Here is a 20,786-nt window from a genome sequence, read left to right as displayed (position 1 = left end):
CCTCGTACCGCCGCCCCGCCCCGCCCCGCCTCAGCCCATCGCCGCGACGCGGTCCCGGTACCCCCGTACCGCCGCCGCGTCCCGGTACGGCTCCAGCCTCCGCTCGAACTCGCGCACATACTCCACGGCCCGCACCGACCGCATCTCCCCCGCCTGCTGCGCGGACTCGGCCCCCAGCGCGCACGCCTGGTCCAGTTCGCCGAGGCCCAGCCGCGCGGTGGCCAGCACGACCCGGCAGAAGAGCCGGGAGCGCGCGAAGGCGGGAGCACGCAGCTGGAGCGAGCGTTCCGCGTACTGCGCCGCGGGCCGGTACTGCTGGAGGTCGCGGTGGCAGTGGCCGAACTCGTCCGCCAGCTGCGCCTCGTCGAAGAACCGTGCCCAGTACGGCACTTCGTCGCCGGGGCGGGCCGCCTCCATGGCCCGCTCGGCCCGTGCGAGGGAGGCCGTGCAGGCCCGTACCTCGCCGAGCGCCCCGTGGCCGCGCGCCTCGGCGGCGTGCAGCAGCGCCTGGACGACCGGCGGCGCCGAGCTCCCGATGCCCTGCTGGGCCACGCGCGCCAGCTGGACCGCCTCCCTGCCGTGCCCGAGATAGACGGCTTGGCGGCTCATGGTGACGAGCACGTACGAGCCGTACGCCCGGTCCCCGGCGGCCTGCGAGAGCCGCAGGGCCTGGACGAAGTAGCGCTGGGCGAGCCCGTGGGCCGCGATGTCGTACGAGGTCCAGCCCGCAAGACGGGTCAGATCCGCGGCGGCGGCGAAGAGCCGCCGGCCGGTCGCCTCCCCGTACGTCCCGCGGAGCATGGGCTCCGCCTCGTGCTCCAGATAGCGCACCAGGGCCTGCCGGGCGTGACCGCCGCCGTACGCGTGGTCGAGGGTGCGGAACAGCTCGCCCACCGAACGCAGCGCCGCGATGTCGCCCGCCCCGACCCGCTGCCCGGTCGTCCGCTCGGTCTGCCGCTGGCGCGGCACGGTCGGACGGGGCTGCGAGGGGATCCGGGTGCCTGGGCGCGGCGGCTCGGCGCGGCCGTTCTGCCCCGGCCTCACTCCACCGGCCGAACCGGGCGTACCCCAGTCGTCCGGGCGGCCGATCAGCCAGTCCCGGCTCGGCACGACGAGCCCGGCCGGGGTGAAGGCGATCTTGCGCAGTTCGGCATGGCTGCCGGAGTCCTTGCGCCAGAGACCGCTGACGATGTCGACGGCCTCCTCGGGCGTACCCGCGAATTCCAGCCCCGCGTAGACCGGCGCGCAGGCGTCGAGTCCCAGATCCTGCGCGGAGAGCCTGCGCCCCAGACGTCTGGTGAAGACCTCGGCGATCAGCGCGGGCGTGGTGCCGCGCGGCTGCTGGCCGCGCAGCCAGCGGGTCACCGACGTCTTGTCGTACCGCAGGTCGAGACCGTGCTCAAGGCCGAGCTGGTCGACTCTTCTGGCCAGCCCCGCGTTGGAGAAGCCTGCCTCTCCGATGAGCGCGGCGAGCTGGCGGTTGGACGTGCGCTGCGGGGTTCGTTCCGTCATCAGCTGTGCGGTCTCCTGCCTTCCGGGCCGGGAGCAGCCCTCATGGAACGGCGCGAATTTAGCGGGCTCAACCGCTCGTTCCGCCACCTTCGCCCCGGATTCATCCGATCGTGTGAGGAGGTGTCGTTTCTGCCCGCCCAGAGGTGCCGTTCGAGGCGGTCGTACAGTTGCTGGGTGGCGCTCTCCGGGGCGTGCTGTCCGTATGCGATGAGGAGCTGCCGTGAGCGAGCTGCGGTTTGTCCGTCTGGGGTTCGGCGAGGAAGCCGTCGAGTACCGGGAGGCCTGGCAGAAGCAGCGTGAGGTGCACGCGGCACGGTTCGCCGACGAGACGCCGGACACCGTGCTGCTCCTGGAGCATCCCCCCGTCTACACGGCGGGGCGGCGCACGGATGAGAGCGAGCGCCCTCTCGACGGGACGCCGGTGGTGGATGTGGACCGCGGCGGCAAGATCACCTGGCACGGTTACGGCCAGCTGATCGGCTACCCGATCCAGAAGCTGCCGCGCCCGGTGGACGTGATCGCGCATCTGCGCCGTCTGGAGGACGCACTGATCCGGGTCTGTGCGGAATTCGGCGTCGCGACCAGCCGGGTCGAGGGCCGCGCGGGTGTCTGGGTGCTGGGCGATCCGGTGGAGCAGCGCCCGTCGATCGGCGGTCTTTCGCTCGATCTGGACCCGCGGCTGCACGACGAGGAGTTCGACCCGCGGATGAACGGCCCCGAGTACGCGCCGTCCAACGCCGGACAGCGCCGTGAGGACCGGAAGATCGCCGCCATGGGCATCCGGGTCGCGAAGGGCGTGACCATGCACGGCTTCGCGCTGAACTGCAATCCGGACACCACCTGGTTCGACCGGATCGTGCCGTGCGGGATCCGGGACGCGGGGGTGACTTCGCTCTCGTACGAACTGGGCCGCGAGGTCACGGTCGCCGAGGTGCTGCCCGTCGTGGAGAAGCATCTGCGGGACGTGCTGGAGAACGCGGCCCTGGCGCCGCGTACGGTCGGGAGTGCCACCGCGTAACGCGGCCGGCGGGCTTCGTCCGGGCGGTCCGTCCCCGTCCGGAACAGGAGCGGTCCGGGCCGTTCGGGGGAATGTGCCTCAGCGGCCACGGGTTGGCCAGAGAACAAGCCATACATATGACGGGCGTACCCTGGTGTTCGCCGAAGAATCGAAGCTGTAGGGAGCCGGACGTGTCCGCTGTCGCACCCGACGGGCGCAAGATGTTGCGTCTGGAGGTCCGGAACAGCCAGACCCCCATCGAGCGCAAGCCCGAGTGGATCAAGACTCGCGCCAAGATGGGCCCCGAGTACACGAAGATGCAGGCCCTGGTGAAGTCCGAAGGGCTGCACACGGTCTGCCAGGAGGCGGGCTGTCCCAACATCTACGAATGCTGGGAGGACCGCGAGGCCACCTTCCTCATCGGCGGCGACCAGTGCACGCGGCGCTGCGACTTCTGCCAGATCGACACCGGCAAGCCGGCCGCCCTGGACCTGGACGAGCCGCGCCGGGTGGGCGAGTCCGTCGTCACGATGGACCTGAACTACGCGACCATCACCGGCGTCGCCCGCGACGACCTGGAGGACGGCGGCGCCTGGCTGTACGCGGAGACCGTGCGGCAGATCCACGCGATGACGGCCGAGCGGGCCGAGGGCCGCACCAAGGTCGAGCTGCTCATCCCCGACTTCAACGCGGTCCCCGAGCAGCTGGCCGAGGTCTTCTCGTCCCGCCCGGAGGTCCTCGCGCACAACGTGGAGACGGTGCCGCGCATCTTCAAGCGGATCCGCCCCGGCTTCCGCTACGAGCGCTCGCTCGAAGTCATCACCAAGGCCCGTGAGGCCGGTCTGGTCACCAAGTCGAACCTCATCCTGGGCATGGGCGAGGAGCGCGAGGAGATCAGCCAGGCGCTCCAGGACCTGTACGACGCGGGCTGCGAGCTCATCACCATCACGCAGTATCTGCGCCCCTCCCCGCGCCACCACCCGGTCGAGCGGTGGGTGAAGCCGGCCGAGTTCGTGGAGCTCCAGAAGGAGGCCGAGGAGATCGGCTACTCCGGTGTGATGTCGGGTCCGCTGGTCAGGTCCTCGTACCGCGCGGGCCGCCTCTTCCGCCAGGCGATGGACCGGCGCGGCGCCGCCGCCGTGTGAATCCGGGCACAACCCACTACTGTGCGGTAGTCGCCGTGAGACGCGGCTCGTACGGTCCTCGCAGGTCGGGGGCCGGTACGGGCCGCGTCGTCCGTTCAACGGGGACCACCTGGCCTTCACGGGCGTTTGACCGCCTGGACATGCCTTGGTAACAACAATCAGTGACTCTGGAACTACGCACCGCCCCATCGGACCGGACACCGGCCCGGGGAACGATGCGGGGAGCGGCGCGGTGCCCGGTCCGGAGCAACGGGTCCGGCGCACACCCCGGAAGCACCATTCCGCCCGCCGGTCCCGCGCACGCCGCAGAACCGCTTTGCGTCACGCACCGCACCGTGTCACTTACGCACCACGTCACGCACCGCACCATTCGCCGTACCGCTGTATCCGCCGTGTATCCGCTGCCGTCCCGAGGGGACCCCATCATGCAGGCCGCGACCCAGTCCGTACGCGTCACCGCCATCCCGACCGTCACCGGAGCACTCCGCGCGGTCGAGTCACTGCTGCTGAGCAACGGCCAGCGCACCGCCCGCCGCAATGCCTGGACATCGGTTCTTGAGGACCGCCGCCGGGCCAAGGACCGGGTGGACGCAGAGCACGTTCTGGAGGCCGTGGCGGCCCGCACTTCTTAGTCCGCGTAAACTTCTGGCCATGGCGAGGAAGGCAAACGCAGACTCTGAGAATCCCGGGCGACTCAAGCAGATCGCCCTGACCTACAAGATGACCCGCAAGGCCGATCCCAAGGTCGGTCTTGTCCTCGGTGGCCTGGGAATCGTCGTTTTCGGCGTCCTCCTCGGCGTCGGCTTCTTGCTCGGTCACCCCATCTACCTGGGCATCCTGGGTTTCCTGCTGGCCTTCCTCGCGATGGCGATCGTCTTCGGACGCCGCGCCGAGCGAGCGGCCTTCGGACAGATGGAAGGCAAGCCCGGCGCTGCGGCGGCGGTGCTCGAAAACGTGGGCCGCGGCTGGACCACGACCCCGGCCATCGCGATGAACCGCAGCCAGGACGTCGTGCACCGCGCGGTCGGCAAGGCCGGTGTGGTCCTGGTGGCCGAGGGCAACCCGAACCGGGTGAAGTCCCTGCTGGCCGCCGAGAAGAAGAAGATGGCGCGCGTCGTGGTGGACGTGCCGGTGCACGACATCATCGTGGGCGACGGCGAGGGCCAGGTCCCGCTGAAGAAGGTGCGCACCACGCTGCTGAAGCTGCCGCGCATCCTGACCGGTGCCCAGGTCACCGCAGCCAACGACCGGTTGCGCGCGATGGGCGACCTGATGTCGAACATGCCGCTCCCGAAGGGCCCCATGCCGAAGAGCGCACGCGCCCCGCGCGGCGGAAAGCAGCGCTGACCCACGCCACGCACCACACACCGAAGGCGGCCCGGACCACCAGGTCCGGGCCGCCTTGTCGTGCGCGCTGGGCGACGTCGCACGCCCGGGATCAGCCTCGTACTCCCAGATCAGATCCGTACGCCGGAGGTCAGATCCGCACCTGCACGGCGCGGGCCAGCCGGTCGTGGAGGCCGCGTCCGTCGCGGTCCCAGATGAGCGCGGGGATGGCTACGCAGAGCAGCAGACTGCGTACGAAGACACGGCCCGTACCGAGGCGCCCGCCGCCCTCCGCGACGACCCGCAGCCGGAGCAGACGCTTGCCCGGGGTGAATCCGACCGTCGAGACGGTGAGCAGGCTCAGCACGAAGAACACGAGCAGGGCCCAGTTCCCCGCCGACTGCTGTCCGCCGCGCGCGATGAGCCCGTATGCGATAAGCATGCAGAGTGCCCAGTCGATGAAAACGGCCGCGAACCGGCGGCCCAGCGGCGCGATCGCGCCCGGCCCTTCCTCCGGCAGACCGAGCCGCTTGCCCCGGTAGCCGAAGTCGGCGCCCATCTCTTTCGCGGCCTCGCCAGGCCCGGAGAGCCACGATCCGACTACTTGCCTGTTGTCCACCCGTCCACGGTACTGCGGCCCCCTCCCGATCCGTACGGTCGGGGGTCGTCGCGGCGATGTCGCACCCGGCCCGGTTAACTTCAGCGAAACAAATGGGTCATGCTTGAGAAATCCGCTGTCCCTATGGTCAGGTCCAGCGTGTGCCACCGCACTGGCCCCACAACGAGCCGCAACCCCGCCCCTCCCGGGTCGGGAGTAGGAGGAGTTGGATGTTCCAGAACGCCGACGACGTGAAGAAGTTCATCGCCGACGAAGACGTCAAGTTCATCGATGTCCGGTTCTGTGACCTGCCCGGTGTGATGCAGCACTTCACCATCCCGGCGGCGGTCTTCGACCCGACCGAGGAGCTTGCGTTCGACGGCTCGTCGATCCGCGGCTTCCAGGCCATCCACGAGTCCGACATGGCGCTCCGCGCGGACCTGTCGACCGCCCGGGTCGACCCCTTCCGCCGCGACAAGACCGTCAACATCAACTTCTTCATTCACGACCCGATCACCGGTGAGCAGTACAGCCGTGACCCGCGGAACGTGGCGAAGAAGGCCGAGGCGTACCTCACCTCCACCGGGATCGCCGACACGGCGTACTTCGGCCCCGAGGCCGAGTTCTACGTGTTCGACAGCGTCCGCTTCCAGACCTCCGCGAACGAGAGCTTCTACCACATCGACTCCGAGGCGGGCGCCTGGAACACCGGTGCGGAGGAGAACAACCGCGGCTACAAGGTCCGTTACAAGGGCGGCTACTTCCCGACCCCGCCGGTCGACCACTTCGCCGACCTGCGTGCCGAGATCTCCCTGGAGCTGGACAAGAACGGCCTCCAGGTCGAGCGCCAGCACCACGAGGTCGGCACCGCGGGCCAGGCCGAGATCAACTACAAGTTCAACACGCTGCTCGCCGCGGCCGACGACCTGATGCTCTTCAAGTACATCGTGAAGAACGTCGCCTGGCGCAACAACAAGACCGCGACGTTCATGCCGAAGCCGATCTTCGGCGACAACGGCTCGGGCATGCACGTCCACCAGTCCCTGTGGACCGGCGGCTCCCCGCTCTTCTACGACGAGCAGGGCTACGCAGGCCTGTCGGACATGGCCCGCTACTACATCGGCGGCATCCTGAAGCACGCCCCGTCGCTGCTGGCCTTCACCAACCCGACGGTGAACTCGTACCACCGCCTGGTCCCCGGCTTCGAGGCCCCGGTCAACCTGGTCTACTCGCAGCGCAACCGCTCGGCCGCGATGCGGATTCCGATCACCGGCTCGAACCCGAAGGCCAAGCGCGTCGAGTTCCGCGCGCCCGACCCGTCGTCCAACCCGTACCTGGCGTTCTCGGCACTGCTGATGGCCGGCCTGGACGGCGTCAAGAACAAGATCGAGCCGGCCGAGCCGATCGACAAGGACCTCTACGAGCTGGCCCCGGAGGAGCACGCGGGCGTCGCCCAGGTCCCGACCTCGCTCCCGGCGGTCCTCGACGCCCTGGAGGCGGACAACGAGTACCTCCAGGCGGGCGGCGTCTTCACGTCCGACCTGATCGAGACGTGGGTCGACTACAAGCGCACGCAGGAGATCGCCCCGATCCAGCTGCGCCCGCACCCGCACGAGTTCGAGCTGTACTTCGACCTCTAAACCGCTGGGCTGACTCGCTGTCAGCAGACTGAGGGCCGCCATCCATCCGGATGGCGGCCCTCAGTCAGTGCACGGGTTCAGTACCGCGAAAGGCCGCCGCCCAACTGCTGGGCGGCGGCCCCCGGTTGTGCCGCGGGTCGGTGTCGCGGGTCAGTTTCCGGTGTGCGATCCGGTACGTGATCCGGTGTGCGGCGAGGCCGTGTTCAGGCCGCGACCGAGAGCAGCAGTGCCATCAGCAGGCCGCATACGCTCACGATCGTCTGGATCGCCGTGTGTGATTTCGTGGCCTGGCCGAGTGACATCCCGAAGGACTCCTTGACCAGCCAGAATCCCGCGTGGTTCACGTAGTTGAGGCCGATCGAGCCTGCTCCGATCGCGACCACGAGCAGGGCCGTGTGCAGGCTGCTGCCGGAGGCCGCCAGAGGGGCCAGGATGCCGGTCGCCGCGACGATTCCCACGGTGGCCGAGCCCGTCGAGAACGACAGGAGCAGGGCCAGCAGCCAGCCCAGGATCAGGACGTTGATGTGCAGTCCCGATGCGGCCGACTCGACGGCCTTGCCGATGCCCGAGTCCTCCAGGACCTGGTTGAACGCGCCGCCGCCCGCGATGATCAGCAGGATGCCGGCCACCGCCTTGAGGCTGTCCGTCAGCGACGACCGGATCGCGTCGGGGGTCATGTCGCTGCGGTAGCCCAGTGCGAACAGCGCGAAGAGGAAGCCCGCGAGCATCGCGATCACCGGCTCACCGGTGAAGGTCAGGACGTGCCGTACCGGGCTCGTCTCGTCGTACACCAGCTCCGCGAGCGTACGCAGCAGCATGAGTACGACCGGGACGAGTACGGCGGTCAGCGCCCAGCCGGTGCGGACCTTGTTGACGGGAGGGGTGGAGCCGTCGGCGCCGTCGTCCGGGTTCTCGGGCCCGGTGAACTTCGCGACCAGTTCGGGGTCGGGGTGTACGTCGAGACGCGGCGCGATCCAGCGCCCGTACACCGGGCCGGCGATGATGATCGTCGGGATCGCGCAGATCAGGCCCACCACGATCGTCATGCCCAGGTTGGCGTGCAGACCCTCCACCGCGACCAGCGGGCCGGGGTGCGGTGCCACCATTCCGTGCAGGGTGGACAGCGCGGCGATCGCGGGGGTGGCGAGGAAGACGTACGGCGAACCCTTGATCCGGTGGGTGTCCTGGAGGCGCCGGGCCACGCTGAAGATCAGCGGGAGCAGCACGATCAGCCCGATCTCGAAGAACATCGGGATTCCGATGACAAAGGCAGCGCCCGCCATGTACCAGGGCAGGGAGCGTTCCCCGGACCGGTCGACGATCAGGCGGGCGATCTTGTCCGTGGCGCCCGACCCCGACAGCAGCCTGCCCAGCATGGCGCCGAAGGCCAGGGTCACGCCGACGTTGCCGAGGATGCCGCCGGCGCCCGACTCCAGGGACTCCGCGATCTTCTCGACAGGCTGGCCCGCGGCCAGCGCGACACCGATCGACACGGTCATCAGCGCCACGAAGGGGTGGAACCGCAACCGCGAGTTGATCAGCAGGATCAGTACGGCGATGGCTGCCGCCAGAATGATCAGCAGCGTCCAGGTGTGCCCCGTCACAGCCGGCCCCCGCGGGTGCGACGCGAGCGGGCCCGTGGTCCGGGGCGCGGTATCTTCAGCAAGAGAACTCCTGGTGCGGCTCGTTGTGTCCCGGGCGGAAGCTATCCGGCGCCTGCCACTGCTCTCCAGGTTCTGCACACAACCCGCGTAACCCCTGTTCCGTGCGTTGTGTGCATTCTGTGCACCGGGCGGCTGCGGTTACCGTCGGCGGGGTGAGATTCTTCGGACCGTCCGCCGCGAAGCCGGCCGCCGGGAGGCTGTCCGCCAGGAGGCCGTCCGGCGCGAAACCGTCCACCCGGCTGCCCTCCGCGCCCCGGCGGATACGCGGGCGGGTGCGGATACGCGGGCGGGTGCGGCTGCGCACCCAGGTCCTGCTGCTCCAGTGCGCGGTCGTCGCGGTGACCCTGGCCACTGCGTTCGGCGCCTTCGCGTACTCCAACGAGCACCGGCTCGTCAGCGAGTACCAGCTGCGTGCGCTCGCGGTGGCCCGTACGGTCGCCGCCCAGCCAGCCGTCCGGCGCGGCGCGGCGCGGTACTCGGCGGCCAACACCCGTCCCGGCGGCGGGGCCGCGAGCACGCCGCGCGCGACGCTCGCCGCCGGACCGGTCCAGACGGCGGCGGAAGCGGCCCGCACCAGGACGGGTTCGCTGTTCGTGGTGGTCACCGACGACCGGGGCATCAGGCTGGCGCACCCGCAGCGGTCCCAGCTGGGCCGGATGGTGAGCACCGACCCCAGCGGTGCGCTCTCCGGCCACGAGGTGCTGGCGCGGGACCACGCGCATCTCGGCGACGAGGTGGTCGCGAAGGTCCCGGTGTACGCACCGGGCTCGCGCCGGGTCGTCGGCGAGGCCAACGCGGGTGTCGCCGTCTCCGACGTGCGCGCGCAGCTGGTCCGCGTACTGCTGGGCGGCCTCGGCTGGCTGGTGGTCGCCCTGCTGCTCGGTATCGGCGCTTCGGCGCTGCTGGCCCGGCGCTGGAAGCGGCTGACGCTCGGCCTGGAGCCGGAGGAGCTGGCCGGTCTGGTGCAGGAGCAGGAAGCCGTCCTGCACGGAATCGGCGAAGGGGTACTCGCCGTCGACAACGGCGGGACGGTCACCGTGGTCAACGACGAGGCGCGCCGGCTGCTGGCGACCCCGGCCCGCCCCGGATCGTCCGTGGACTCGCTGGGGCTGACACCGCGGGTGCTGGAGACGATCCGTACGCCCGTCGGCAGCCCGGTCATGGCGGCGGTTGGCGAGCGCGTCCTGGTGCTCTCGGCGCGGCCGGTCGAACGCGACGGGCAGGATCTCGGCACTCTGCTGACCGTGCAGGACCGCACCGACGTCGAGTCGCTGACCCGCCAGCTCGACGCGGTCCAGGCGATGAGTTCGGCGCTGCGCGCGCAGCGCCATGAGTTCGCCAACCGGCTGCACGTGGTCTCCGCACTGGTCCACGGCGGTCACCTCGCGGAGACGACCGAGTACATCGGCACGCTGCTCGGGACCGGCCCGCTGGGTGAGGCCCTGCCCGGTATCGACGCGGTCCGCGACTCCTACGTACGGGCCTTCCTGTCCGCGAAGGCCGCCCAGGCGCGGGAGAGCGGGGTGACGCTGGTGATCGGCGGGGCGACCTGGGCCGACGGGACCGTGACGGCGCCGGTCGATGTCACCACCGTGTTCGGCAACCTGGTCGACAACGCGATCGACGCCGCCCGGCACGGGGCGCGCACCCCTCCCCTGGTCGAGGTCGAGCTGATGACCGAGGACACCACGCTCCTCATCACCGTCGCCGACACCGGCGACGGCATTCCGCCCGGACCGGCCGACGATGTGTTCCGCGAGGGCATGTCGACGAAGGACCACACGTCGGCCGTCGGCGGCCGGGGCATCGGACTGGCACTGGCGCGGCAGATCGCGCGGGCCAGGGGCGGAGACGTCCATCTCGCCGAGCGGGGCGGGCCACCGGAGCCGGCAGCCGGGCGCGGGGATCCGCCGGCTGGGCCGGAGGCCGGGCGCGATGGCCCGCCCGGGGCGGGGGCCGAACTCCCGGGCCCGTCGGGGTCGTACGGAACAGAGGCGTCCGCGTCCGGACCGGGCAATGCCGAGCAGGGGCGGGTCTCGGGCGGTGCCGTATTCGTAGCCCGGCTGCCCGGAGTCGTGGAGCACGGAGTCATGGAGCACGGAGTCATGGAGCACGCAGCGACCGAGCCCGGAACCGTGGAGTCCGGGTCCACGGCCCCGGAACCGTAGAACCCGGAGCGACCGGGCCAGGACCCGCGGAGCAGGAACCGCAGATGAGGACCCGTGGAGCAGCGACGTGGATGAGGCAGGCCGATGACCGAGCGTGAGCCGTATTCCGTGCTGGTCGTCGACGACGACTTCCGGGTCGCCGGGATCCATGCGTCGCTCGTGGACGGCGTACCCGGATTCCGGGCCGTCGCCACGGCGAACTCCGCCGGGGCCGCGCTCCGGGCCGCCGACGACGCGCCTGTGGACCTGGCGCTGATCGACCTCTATCTGCCCGACGGTTCCGGGATCGACCTGCTGCGCGGCCTGGAGTGCGATGCCTTCGTGCTGAGCGCCGCCGCCGAGGGAACGATGGTGCGGCGGGCGGTTTCGGCGGGAGCGCTGGCCTATCTGGTCAAGCCGTTCACGCCGGAACTGCTGGCCGAGAAGCTGCGCGGCTACGCCCGCTTCCGCCAGCTGACCGACGCGGAGATCATCGACCAGGGCACGGTCGAGAGCGCGTACGCGGCACTGCGGAGCCCGCCGGTCAGCCGCACGGCCCGACGTCCCGCCGCCCGCACGGTGACCGGCGACGCGGTGCTCTCGGCCGTACGGAGTTCGGCGTCCCCGCTGTCGGCCGGCGAGGTCGGTGCGCTCATCGGCGTCTCGCGCGCCACGGCACAGCGCTACCTCGCGGGCCTTGTCACCAGCGGTCTGCTGAAGATGAAACTGCGTTACGGGGCGACCGGGCGCCCCGAGCAGGAGTACCGGATTCCGTGAACGTGGCCGGAGAGTCGCCAACTGCGCCGTTACGACGCTCAGTTGTGCCGCGTTCGTCGACCCGGAAGTCCGGGGCAGCACGGGGCAGCACGGAGCGGCCCCGCAGCGGAGCAGACGGGGTGGCCGGGAAGGGAGCGCTCCGGAGCGGCGAACGGGCGTGGTTCCCAGGGGTGTTGGACCCCCGGGAACCACGCCCGCGCCACCCGTCGGGGTGGCCATCGCCTCCGTCCGTCAGTGGCGCGCCGTCCGAGTCACCGTGACGTCAGCCGCGTTGACCAGGATGTACCGGTGGTTGAACTGGACCGTGTAGTAGCGCTTGGCCCCGGTGACGACCTTTCCGCCCGTGGGGAAGAAGTCCGCGCTGCCGACCGGCGGTCGGGCCGCCACGTAGGCCTGGCCGACCGGGATCGAGTAGTTCTTCGCCGTCAGCGGGACCTGCTTCGACGGGGAGAGCCCGGCCGGGTACTCGGACGGGTCCGGGTACGCAGTTCCGTACACGGGAGCGGCGGCGGTACCGGCCGCCCTGAGGATCCGTGCGCCCGGGGCGGGTGAGGTGTTGCTGCCGCCGGGGTTGTGGATCCAGCCCATCTGGCCGTCGTACCAGATCGCCGTCCAGTCGTCCTGCTCCCCGGCGACGACGAACTGCTGCCCGGCCTGGACCGTGACGCTCCAGTCGTTGACCCTGTCGGTGCCGCCCTTCGCCTCGGGGTCCGGGTGGACGACCGGGTCGAGGATCAGCGGGGCGTCGTCGCTTGGTGCGCTGCGTACGAAGAGGGAGCTCGACGGCGCGGTCACCGGCGTACAGGCGGTGACCGCACCCGACGGGTCGTCCTCCGGGCAGACGGTGTACGTCTGCTCGTTCTGACGGAACCCGGGGGTGATCGTCACTGCGGACCCGACGGGTCCGACGCCGTGGAGGCCGAAGTCGAACGGGGCGCCGAGCAGCCGCATGAAGCGCGTCCAGTCCCAGCCGTCGGCCGGGTCCCAGTGCATACCCGACAGGGTGGTGTCCGACGGTCCCGGCACGTTGTCGTGGCCGAGGATGTGCTGCCGGTCCAGCGGGATGTCGTACCGGGCGGCCAGGTACCGCACGAGCCTGGCGGTCTGCTGGTAGGCCGCCGTCGTGTACCAGTCCGCGCCGTGCGCCGAGAAGCCCTCGTGCTCGATCTGGACCGCGTGGAGGTTGCTGTCGTAGTTGCCGTCACCGAACGCGACGTCCTTGTCGGCCACCATCTGGGTGACCGCGCCGTCCGAGGACCGCATCACGTACTGCGCCGAGGCGCCGCCCGGGGTCTGGAAGGTCTTGATCGCGTCGTCGTACGCCCCCTCCGTGGTGTGGATGATGATCTGGTTGATCTTTATGCCGTTGGCGGGACGGTCGGACACCTGGCCGTTGGACGGATCCGCGGGGACGAACTGGCAGTTCATCGACCGCGGGCACTCGGCCTGCGGGGACGAGGTGTCCTTCAGACGGAGCTTGCTCAGCTGGCCGGTGACCGGCTTCGCCGAGGGCACGGCATGCATGGTGACGCCGGTGGTGGGCGCCATGGCCGCCTTGGACGCCTTGGCCGTCTTCGATCCGGCGGGGGCCTTGGAGTCCTGCTTGGCGCCCGACGCGATGGTGGCGAACACGTCGTCGACGTACGACGTGGCCGCCTTACGGTCCGACATCCGGCTGTACTTGGCGATCGCCGCGGTCCACTGCGACGGGTCGTCGGACGTACTGCCGGTGAGCTGCTTCTGGTACGAGGCGAGAAGGGCGGCCCCGCCCCGGATGTTGTCCCTCCGGTCGTGCTGGAGCTGTGCGGCCGGAACACCGGTCAGCTTCGCGGCGGCCCGCAGGGTGTGCAGTTCGGGGTGGGCAGTGAACGAGGCGAGGCCGGAGCGGCCCGGTGCGCCGGCCTCACCGTCCGCCACCATCTCCGGTGTCACATCGGTGAGGTTCATCAGACCCCAGCCACCGGTGTTGCTGTAGCCGCTGTGCTGCTGCCAGCCGGACTCCTCGTGAGCCACGCCCTGGAGGACAGAGACCGGAACCTTGAACTCCGCAGCGGCTGCGTTGAAGTCGGCCTGCGCGGTGGTCGGCTGTTTCCCGTCGTCCTCGTTTCCCGCTTGGGCGATGGCAGGCAGGAAAGCAAGGGCTCCTGCGGCCAGGGTGCCGCCGAGGACGGCCGCCGGCAGCCATCGCTTCCCTTTTCTCTTGTGCAAAGGTGTTTCCTTCCGTGCAACTACCCCGGAGTGCCTTCGGCTGGACGGCTGTCGCTTCGCCCCACGGAGGCCGGGGATGGTGGGGGTGGCGCTGGGGATCCGCTCGCGCACACCGAGGTGGGTCGGGTCTCCTCAGCGGAGACGGCCTCGGTGTCCCGGCGCCATGTGATCTGTCACTTTGTCAGTTTCATGTGACGGAGTGAAGAACCGGAGCCGTTCCGTCGGAAAACCTTCACCGTGGCTCCTGATATGGGGGTGAACGGGGGCTGCGGTGCGTCGACAGGTTGCCAGGATGACCTACACGGTAGTCAGGCAGGGCGTCGTGACCCTCCATCAGGTCCACGGCCCGGGCGGCGCAGCTGGGCCCCCTAGGCCGCCCGGATGTCTTCCGTACTCGTTCTCGGTATTGATCCACACGTGGTGCCCGGCATCGACGGGGGCGGCATTCGCGCGGTCCTCGACGGCGAGCTGGCCCGCTTCGGTCAGCTCGGCATCGATGCGTCCATGGCACTGATCGCGCTCGACGAGTCGGCCGGTCCCGCGATGGCCGCGGCGCCGGCCGGGCGCTCGTGGGACGTCGTGGTCGTCGGGGGCGGCATCCGCAAGCCGGAACCGCTCCTGACGCTGTTCGAGCAGGCGGTGAATCTCGTCCGGCAGCACGCGCCGCAGGCCGCCATCGCGTTCAACACCAGCGGGGGCGACAGCGTCGAGGCGGCTCAGCGGTGGCTGCCGTGAGGGGCCGAGGCCTCCGTCCGGATCAGGCCGCGTCGCAAAGTCGCGCCTGACTCAGGACGGTCGTCGCCGTTGGTGTCCCGGTTGATCGGCAACCATTACCCCGGACGTAATCGACCCCTCAGCGCGCGCACGGCAGGCTGAAGTCATCCGAAGCCCGGGGGGCCTGCTCCCCCGGGTTTCGGGACCCATCGCCCGTACGACCTGCCGGAGGCCCACCATGTCTGTGCACGAGACCGCTGTCGCCCGTTACTTCGAGGCCTGGAACGCCGCCGGACACCCCGACCGGATCGCCAAGGCCGTGGCCGCCGCCTGGAGCGAGGACGGCAGCTACACCGACCCGCTGGCCGACGTCGCCGGGCACGAGGGGATCGCGGCCGTGATCGCGGCAGCCGGGGAGCAGTTCCCCGGCTTCGAGTTCCGGCAGACCGGGGCCGTCGACGGCCACCACGGCCTCGCCCGCTTCAACTGGGAGCTGGTGTCCCTCGCCGACGGCTCGGCGCCCGTCGCCGGGTTCGATGTGATCGCGCTCGCGGAGGACGGCCGCATCCGTACGGTGCACGGCTTCCTGGACCGCGTCCCCGCCGTCTGAGGGCCTGGTTCGGACCGCCCCCGGTCCTCCACGCGGCCTGGCCCGCCACGGCCCGGCCCGCCGCCGGATGTCGAGGGGCGGGCCAGGCCCGGTGCGGCATGACGCTTCCGGCTGGACCGGTCCGATGGCGGCCGGTCCGGCGGTCCGATCGCGCCGATGCGAGGCAGAATGGCGTTATGCCTGAATTGCCGGAGGTCGAGTCCCTCACCCGGTTCCTGGGCGAGCACGTCGTCGGCCGTACCGTCGCCCGTGTCCACCCGGTGGCCGTCAATGCGCTCAAGACCTACGACCCGCCCCTCACCGCGCTCGAAGGGCAGTCGTTCGACGAGGTGACCAGGCACGGCAAGTTCCTCGACCTCGGGATCGGCGGAGTCCATCTGGTCATGCACCTCGCCAGGGCGGGCTGGGTCCGCTGGAGCGACCGCCTGCCGGACGCGCCACCCCGCCCGGGCAAGGGCCCGCTGGCGCTCCGGGTCAGGCTGAAGGAGCCGGAAGGCGCGGGCTTCGACGTCACCGAGGCCGGCACCCAGAAGCGGCTTGCGGTCTATGTCGTCCGGGATCCGCTGGAGGTGCCCGGCATCGCGCGCCTGGGGCCGGATCCCCTCGCCGACTCCTTCACCCTGGCCGCCTTCACCGGCCTGCTGGAGGGTGAGCGCCGCCAGATCAAGGGCGTGCTGCGCGACCAGAGTGTGATCGCCGGGATCGGCAACGCGTACTCGGACGAGATTCTGCACGCGGCCCGGATGTCACCGTTCCGGCTGGCCGCCAAGCTCTCCGACGAGGAGGTGGCCGTGCTGTACGCGGCGATCGGGACGACGCTCGGAGAGGCGGTCGAACGGTCCCGCGGGCTGGCCCTGCGCAATCTCAAGGCGGAGAAGAAGAGCGGGCTGCGCGTGCACGGGCGCGCGGGAGAGCCCTGCCCCGTCTGCGGGGACACGATCCGCGAGGTGTCGTTCAGCGACTCCTCGATGCAGTACTGCCCCACCTGCCAGACCGGCGGCAAAATCCTGGCGGACCGGCGGATGTCCCGGCTGCTGAAATAGCCCCCTCCCTCCTGCTCCGTGACACCGTGGCCCGGGCGGCGTCCGTGGGGCTGCGGCCCGGCCTTTAGGCTGACCGGTCCGGGCCTTCGGCCCCTCGAACCGCCGCCGTCGAACCCTCTGGTGACCCCGTGACTGAAGCCTCCGCCGTGCTCGCCCGACTGGACTCCGTAGGGCCGTACTTCAGCGTCCGGTACGGCGAGATCCCGGACGCGGAAGGGTTCAGGCCGCTGTCGGATCTGTACGCGATGGACGGCACCGGCACCGACACCGCCTCCGGAATCCCCGACGGCGACAGCCATCGCGCGGCCGGCCCCCTCAGTGCGTATGTGCGGCTGTACGCCCGGCGGATGGGCACCGACCAGCTCCGGGTGGCCGCTTCCACCCTCCAGCTGGGTCTCGCCTCCCGCCTCTGGTCGGTCGCGCTCGGCGCAGCCGTGCTCGCCGGGCGCCTGCCGGACCTGAACCCGGAGCGGCTGCGGGTACGCCTCACCGACGACGGTCCGCTCGAACTGTGGCTGCCCGTACCGGTACTCGCGCCACGGCCGCCGCAGGGACCGCAGCAGGACCGCCCGGCCGACGCCGTACTCGCGGCGGTGGCCCTCGGCCATCTGCGCCCGTTCCACGCGACACTGCGGGCCCGATACGGCCTCTCGCCACACACTCTGCGGGGCAACGCGGCGTCCGCACTGGTCGGGGCGGTGCGCGTGCTGAACGGCCGGCGCCCCGACGCCGAGGCGCGGGCCACCGCGCTGGCGGCCGCCGTGCTGGCGGGCGAACCCCTCGCGGGCAGTGGCGAGTTCATCGTCGAGGAGGGGCTCGGCTTCGCGTTCCTGCGCAACAACTGCTGCCTCTACTACCGGGCGCCGGGCGGTGGCCTCTGCGGCGACTGCGTCCTGCGGCATCCGCGTAACGGCCGGCCCGCCGCCGCCCGGTAGGCCGACAGCCGCCCCCTCCCCGAAAACCAGCAGGAGGCCGATAGGAGACCGGCGAGAGACCGGCAAGAGGTTTCTGTAAGTTGCAGGAAACTTTTGCGCCAACCCTTGAAGTGCTCATGCCTTAGCGGCAGGCTCCTCTGCGTCTCCCCCCATGAGCGGTCAACCGCACGCGGCCGCCCCGGGACACCGCACTGCCCCCCACAGCGAAGGAGTCGCAAACGATGCGCAACCGTCTGATCGGCACGTCCATGACCGGGGTCTTGGCCGGGGTCATGGCCACCAGCGGCCTGCTCGCCCTCTCCCCCTGGCAGACGCAGCAGGCGCACGCCGCGCCTCCCGGCGACCGGACCGTCACCGCAACCCTCTTCGAGCGCCCGTACGCGGACGTCGGCAAGATCTGCACGGACTCGCTCGGCCCGGCCGGTTACGGGTACGTCGAGGTGTCACCCGCCTCCGAGCACATCGCGGGTCCCCAGTGGTGGACCTCGTACCAGCCCGTGAGTTACCGGATCGCCGGGCGCCTCGGGGACGCCGACGCGTTCCAGGGCATGGTGAACGCGTGCCACGCGGCCGGCGTCAAGGTGATCGCCGACGCGGTCATCAACCACATGTCGGCCGGGTCGGGCACCGGGACCGGCGGCACGCAGTACAGCAAGTACAACTACCCGGGGACCTACAGCGACCCGGACTTCCACACCTGCCGCAAGGACATCACCGACTACACCAATCGCGAGAACGTCCAGACCTGCGAACTGGTCGGCCTGGCCGATCTCGACACCGGCAGCGACTACGTCCGGTCCACCATCGCCGGGTACCTCACCGGCCTGCGGAAGATGGGCGTCGACGGATTCCGCATCGACGCGGCGAAGCACATGGCCGCCGCCGACCTGCAGGCCATCAGGGGCAAGATGGCCGACCCCGGGTTCTGGGTCTCGGAGGTCATCTACGGCAGCGGCGAGGCCGTACAGCCCGACGAGTACACGGGCCTCGGCGACGTCGACGAGTTCCGCTACGGCACCCACCTCAAGAGCGCCTTCCAGGGCGGCGACCTCGGCGGCCTGCAGAACGTCGCCGACGGCAAACTGGCCGGTGACAAGGCCACCACGTTCGTCGACGACTGGGACACCGAGCGCAACGGCTCGACGCTCAGCTACAAGGACGGCGACACCTACAAGCTCGCCAACGCCTTCATGCTGGCGCACCCCTACGGCTCGCCGAACGTCTTCTCCGGTTACGAGTGGTCCGACAAGGACGCGGGACCGCCCAGCGGCAGCGACGGCTGGACCAACATGCACGCGGACCCCGAGATCACCGGGATGGTCGGGTTCCACAACGCCGTCGGCGACGCGGCGTTGACCGACTGGTGGTCGCAGGGCAGCGCCATCGCCTTCGGACGCGGCGCCAAGGGGTACGTCGCCCTCAACAACGGGGACGGCGACCTCCAGCAGACGTTCACCACGTCACTGCCCGGCGGCACGTACTGCAACGTCGCCAAGGCGTCCCCGGACAACTGCGCGGGCAACACCGTGACGGTCGGCGACGACGGCAAGGTCACCGCGACGGTCCCGGCCAAGGGCGTACTCGCCCTGGACACCGCCGCCACGTCGTAGGCCGCGGCAGGGCGGCGCGACCGGTGTGGCCGGTACACCCACCGGCCACGCCGCCCGTTCATTCAGGTCAGCCCCATGCAGCTCATACGGTCTTGACCGCGCCGCCGTCGATGATGTGGTCCGCCCCGGTCACGCTGCCCGCGAGGGGCGACGCCAAGTACGCAACGAGGGCCGCCACCTCGGCGGGCCGCACCAGTCGGCCGGTCACCATGCCCATGAGCGAGGGGAGCTGGGCCAGGAGCTGCTCCTGGCTCACGTTCATCGAGGCGGCCAGCTCAGCCCCGTAACCGTCCGGGGCCTCCCACATACCGGTGCGGACCGGACCCGGCGAAACCGTGTTGACGCGGACACCACGCGGGCCGAACTCCTCGGCCAGCGCCTTGCCGAACGCGGTGAGCGCCGCCTTGGCGGTCGTGTACGTGACGGGGCCCGCGTGCGGTGTCCTGGCTCCGTTGGAGGAGATATTGACCACGGAGCCCCGGGTTCCCACGAGATGGGGCAGCGCGGCCCTGGTGGTGCGGACGGCCGCAGTGAAGTTCAGGTCGAAAGCGTCCTGCCACTGCTGGTCCGAGAAGCTGAGGAAGCCGCCTGTCTGCCCCGGACCGGCGTCACCACCGCCGACATTGTTGACCAGCAGGTCAAGCGTGCCGAGTTCGTCCGTCGCGCGGAGCAGCAGTTCGGCGGCACCGTCGGGGTCGGTGAGATCCACGGATACACCCGTCGCCCCCGTGGCTTCAAGCTCCGGAGTGACGGTCCGGGCCGCCGCCACCACCCTCATCCCCTCACCGACGAGCGCGGCCACCGTGGCCAGACCGATGCCCCGGCTCGCACCGGTCACTACTGCCGTTCTACCGGTCAACTGCAGATCCATCGCACACTCCCGTGCCAGATACGAGTCTTGGATGACGCGATGAATGTAGTACTTGCAACACGGATGTTGCAAGTAGTGACTGAGTCGCCACACTGTCGTAGTATCGGGGCGATACCACCGAGAGGGAGCGCCCATGGATCATCTGCAACAGCGGAGTCAGCGACGGCCCCTCCGCGCGGATGCGGAGCGCACCGTCCAGGCGATCCTCGCGGCCGCCGAACGGGTGCTGAGCGCTCAGCCGGCGGCGACGATGGAGCAGATCGCCGAGGCGGCGGGGGTCGCGCGGACGACCGTGCACCGCCGCTTCGCGACCCGGGAAGCCCTGGTCGACGCGCTGACCGCATGGGCCACCCAGCAGTTCCATCAGGCGGTGGAGAGCGCCCGTCCCGAAAGCACACCTCCGCTGGTCGCGCTCTACCAGGTGACGGCGAACGTCTTGCGGGTGAAGATCAGTTGGGGATTCGCCATGAGCAGGCCGGCGCCGGAGGATCCCGAAGTGGCGCGGGTCCACGCCGATGTGCTCGACCAGTGCGACCAGTTGTTCCGGCGTGCACGGGACGCCGGTGTGCTGCGCGCCGACGCCGATCTGGACTGGACGCGCCGCGTCTACTACGCGCTGATCCACGAAGCGGCTCGGAGCCGGACCGGCCGAACCGGCCCAACCGACTCGGCCGGCCCAACCGACCGGAGGACCGGCCCACCCGTCAGTGGGCCCCGGGAGCCCGATGACGTGGACGAGTTGGCCACCCTCGTGGTCGACACGCTCCTGCGCGGTATGGGTGCCCCGGGCGCCACCTTCGCCCCGTGACCGGTCGTGACCGCGGACCGCGCCGCCCCGCTCATGTACTGTTGCCCTCCCCACGACCCGTGGACCGTACCGAGGAGGTGAGCCCCATTACCGCTGTAGCAGGCCGGGCGCTCCCCCTCACGGCCGTGCGGTTCATCTGACTCAGGTGACCGAGGGAGCCCCACAGGTATCCCGAAAGGCT

At 70.5% G+C, this 20,786-nt stretch carries 18 protein-coding genes; 13 read left to right on the top strand and 5 right to left on the bottom strand.

The features are described 5' to 3' along the window. Window positions 1-30 precede the first annotated feature (30 nt). A complete protein-coding gene (locus OG210_RS24020) occupies window positions 31-1,512 on the bottom strand; it encodes a regulator (protein WP_328325793.1) in 1,482 nt (493 codons plus the stop codon). 220 nt (window positions 1,513-1,732) lie between these two features. Between OG210_RS24020 and lipB the strand changes: the two genes are divergently transcribed. From lipB to OG210_RS24000, 4 genes are all read left to right on the top strand, one after another. Further along, window positions 1,733-2,530 carry a lipoyl(octanoyl) transferase LipB gene (gene lipB, locus OG210_RS24015; RefSeq protein ID WP_328325795.1) on the top strand — a complete coding sequence of 266 codons (798 nt, stop codon included), beginning with the start codon at window positions 1,733-1,735 and terminating at the stop codon, window positions 2,528-2,530. Window positions 2,531-2,700: 170 nt separating this feature from the next. Next, window positions 2,701-3,654, top strand: a complete 954-nt coding sequence (lipA, locus tag OG210_RS24010; protein ID WP_266857759.1) for a lipoyl synthase — start codon at window positions 2,701-2,703, stop codon at window positions 3,652-3,654. A 425-nt stretch (window positions 3,655-4,079) separates the two neighbouring features. Beyond that, the gene (locus OG210_RS24005; RefSeq protein ID WP_327298053.1) at window positions 4,080-4,286 is read left to right on the top strand and encodes a hypothetical protein; all 207 of its coding nucleotides are present in this window, start codon (window positions 4,080-4,082) and stop codon (window positions 4,284-4,286) included. A 19-nt stretch (window positions 4,287-4,305) separates the two neighbouring features. Continuing rightward, the gene (locus tag OG210_RS24000; RefSeq protein WP_328325798.1) at window positions 4,306-5,001 is read left to right on the top strand and encodes a DUF4191 domain-containing protein; all 696 of its coding nucleotides are present in this window, start codon (window positions 4,306-4,308) and stop codon (window positions 4,999-5,001) included. 130 nt (window positions 5,002-5,131) lie between these two features. Here OG210_RS24000 and OG210_RS23995 read toward each other — a convergent pair whose 3' ends face one another. Continuing rightward, window positions 5,132-5,599 carry an RDD family protein gene (locus OG210_RS23995; protein WP_328325800.1) on the bottom strand — a complete coding sequence of 156 codons (468 nt, stop codon included), beginning with the start codon at window positions 5,597-5,599 and terminating at the stop codon, window positions 5,132-5,134. Window positions 5,600-5,808: 209 nt separating this feature from the next. On the opposite strand from OG210_RS23995, the gene glnA reads away from it, so the two are divergent. Next, window positions 5,809-7,218: a type I glutamate--ammonia ligase gene (glnA, locus tag OG210_RS23990; protein ID WP_328325802.1), complete on the top strand. Its 1,410-nt coding sequence runs from the start codon at window positions 5,809-5,811 to the stop codon at window positions 7,216-7,218. Between the two features lie 203 nt (window positions 7,219-7,421). Here the strand turns inward: glnA and OG210_RS23985 are convergent, their stop codons facing one another. Beyond that, window positions 7,422-8,822 (bottom strand): gluconate:H+ symporter, encoded by a 1,401-nt coding sequence (locus OG210_RS23985; protein ID WP_328325804.1) that lies wholly within the window; start codon window positions 8,820-8,822, stop codon window positions 7,422-7,424. Window positions 8,823-9,034: 212 nt separating this feature from the next. Here OG210_RS23985 and OG210_RS23980 point away from each other — a divergent pair, with 212 nt between their 5' ends. Both OG210_RS23980 and OG210_RS23975 read left to right on the top strand, forming a co-directional pair. Further along, on the top strand, window positions 9,035-11,050 hold the full coding sequence (locus OG210_RS23980) for an ATP-binding protein (RefSeq protein WP_328325806.1): 2,016 nt from the start codon (window positions 9,035-9,037) through the stop codon (window positions 11,048-11,050). A gap of 84 nt (window positions 11,051-11,134) precedes the next feature. Beyond that, window positions 11,135-11,806 carry a response regulator gene (locus OG210_RS23975; RefSeq protein ID WP_328325808.1) on the top strand — a complete coding sequence of 224 codons (672 nt, stop codon included), beginning with the start codon at window positions 11,135-11,137 and terminating at the stop codon, window positions 11,804-11,806. A gap of 231 nt (window positions 11,807-12,037) precedes the next feature. On the opposite strand, the gene OG210_RS23970 is transcribed toward OG210_RS23975, so the two are convergent. Next, window positions 12,038-14,014 carry an N-acetylmuramoyl-L-alanine amidase gene (locus OG210_RS23970; RefSeq protein ID WP_328325810.1) on the bottom strand — a complete coding sequence of 659 codons (1,977 nt, stop codon included), beginning with the start codon at window positions 14,012-14,014 and terminating at the stop codon, window positions 12,038-12,040. 381 nt (window positions 14,015-14,395) lie between these two features. Here OG210_RS23970 and OG210_RS23965 point away from each other — a divergent pair, with 381 nt between their 5' ends. The 5 genes from OG210_RS23965 (at window position 14,396) to OG210_RS23945 (ending at window position 18,926) form a co-directional block, all read left to right on the top strand. Next, window positions 14,396-14,749, top strand: coding sequence for a hypothetical protein (locus OG210_RS23965; RefSeq protein WP_328325812.1), 354 nt, complete (start codon window positions 14,396-14,398; stop codon window positions 14,747-14,749). 217 nt (window positions 14,750-14,966) lie between these two features. Beyond that, on the top strand, window positions 14,967-15,338 hold the full coding sequence (locus OG210_RS23960) for a nuclear transport factor 2 family protein (RefSeq protein WP_328325814.1): 372 nt from the start codon (window positions 14,967-14,969) through the stop codon (window positions 15,336-15,338). Between the two features lie 176 nt (window positions 15,339-15,514). After that, window positions 15,515-16,381 (top strand): DNA-formamidopyrimidine glycosylase family protein, encoded by an 867-nt coding sequence (locus OG210_RS23955; RefSeq protein WP_328325815.1) that lies wholly within the window; start codon window positions 15,515-15,517, stop codon window positions 16,379-16,381. Window positions 16,382-16,509: 128 nt separating this feature from the next. Beyond that, entirely contained in the window at window positions 16,510-17,316 is an 807-nt protein-coding gene (locus OG210_RS23950) for a (2Fe-2S)-binding protein (RefSeq protein ID WP_328325816.1), read from the top strand. A gap of 221 nt (window positions 17,317-17,537) precedes the next feature. Continuing rightward, window positions 17,538-18,926: an alpha-amylase family protein gene (locus OG210_RS23945; protein ID WP_328325818.1), complete on the top strand. Its 1,389-nt coding sequence runs from the start codon at window positions 17,538-17,540 to the stop codon at window positions 18,924-18,926. Window positions 18,927-19,008: 82 nt separating this feature from the next. On the opposite strand, the gene OG210_RS23940 is transcribed toward OG210_RS23945, so the two are convergent. Continuing rightward, window positions 19,009-19,797, bottom strand: coding sequence for an SDR family oxidoreductase (locus OG210_RS23940; RefSeq protein WP_328325820.1), 789 nt, complete (start codon window positions 19,795-19,797; stop codon window positions 19,009-19,011). A gap of 133 nt (window positions 19,798-19,930) precedes the next feature. On the opposite strand from OG210_RS23940, the gene OG210_RS23935 reads away from it, so the two are divergent. Beyond that, complete coding sequence (locus tag OG210_RS23935; protein WP_328325822.1) at window positions 19,931-20,605, top strand: helix-turn-helix domain-containing protein; 675 nt, start codon at window positions 19,931-19,933, stop codon at window positions 20,603-20,605. Window positions 20,606-20,786: the final 181 nt, after the last annotated feature.

This window comes from Streptomyces sp. NBC_00466, from assembly GCF_041433995.1.
Taxonomy (GTDB): domain Bacteria; phylum Actinomycetota; class Actinomycetes; order Streptomycetales; family Streptomycetaceae; genus Streptomyces.
Note: the sequence above shows the minus strand (reverse complement) of the source record. Positions and strands in the feature narration are given on the sequence as shown.

Coding starts and splice junctions, on each gene's coding strand:
- OG210_RS24020 (WP_328325793.1), bottom strand. CDS start 1,512: ATGACGGAACGAACCCCGCAGCGCACGTCCAACCGCCAGCTCGCCGCG.
- OG210_RS24005 (WP_327298053.1), top strand. CDS start 4,080: ATGCAGGCCGCGACCCAGTCCGTACGCGTCACCGCCATCCCGACCGTC.
- OG210_RS24000 (WP_328325798.1), top strand. CDS start 4,306: ATGGCGAGGAAGGCAAACGCAGACTCTGAGAATCCCGGGCGACTCAAG.
- glnA (WP_328325802.1), top strand. CDS start 5,809: ATGTTCCAGAACGCCGACGACGTGAAGAAGTTCATCGCCGACGAAGAC.
- OG210_RS23975 (WP_328325808.1), top strand. CDS start 11,135: ATGACCGAGCGTGAGCCGTATTCCGTGCTGGTCGTCGACGACGACTTC.
- OG210_RS23965 (WP_328325812.1), top strand. CDS start 14,396: ATGTCTTCCGTACTCGTTCTCGGTATTGATCCACACGTGGTGCCCGGC.
- OG210_RS23960 (WP_328325814.1), top strand. CDS start 14,967: ATGTCTGTGCACGAGACCGCTGTCGCCCGTTACTTCGAGGCCTGGAAC.
- OG210_RS23955 (WP_328325815.1), top strand. CDS start 15,515: ATGCCTGAATTGCCGGAGGTCGAGTCCCTCACCCGGTTCCTGGGCGAG.
- OG210_RS23945 (WP_328325818.1), top strand. CDS start 17,538: ATGCGCAACCGTCTGATCGGCACGTCCATGACCGGGGTCTTGGCCGGG.
- OG210_RS23940 (WP_328325820.1), bottom strand. CDS start 19,797: ATGGATCTGCAGTTGACCGGTAGAACGGCAGTAGTGACCGGTGCGAGC.
- OG210_RS23935 (WP_328325822.1), top strand. CDS start 19,931: ATGGATCATCTGCAACAGCGGAGTCAGCGACGGCCCCTCCGCGCGGAT.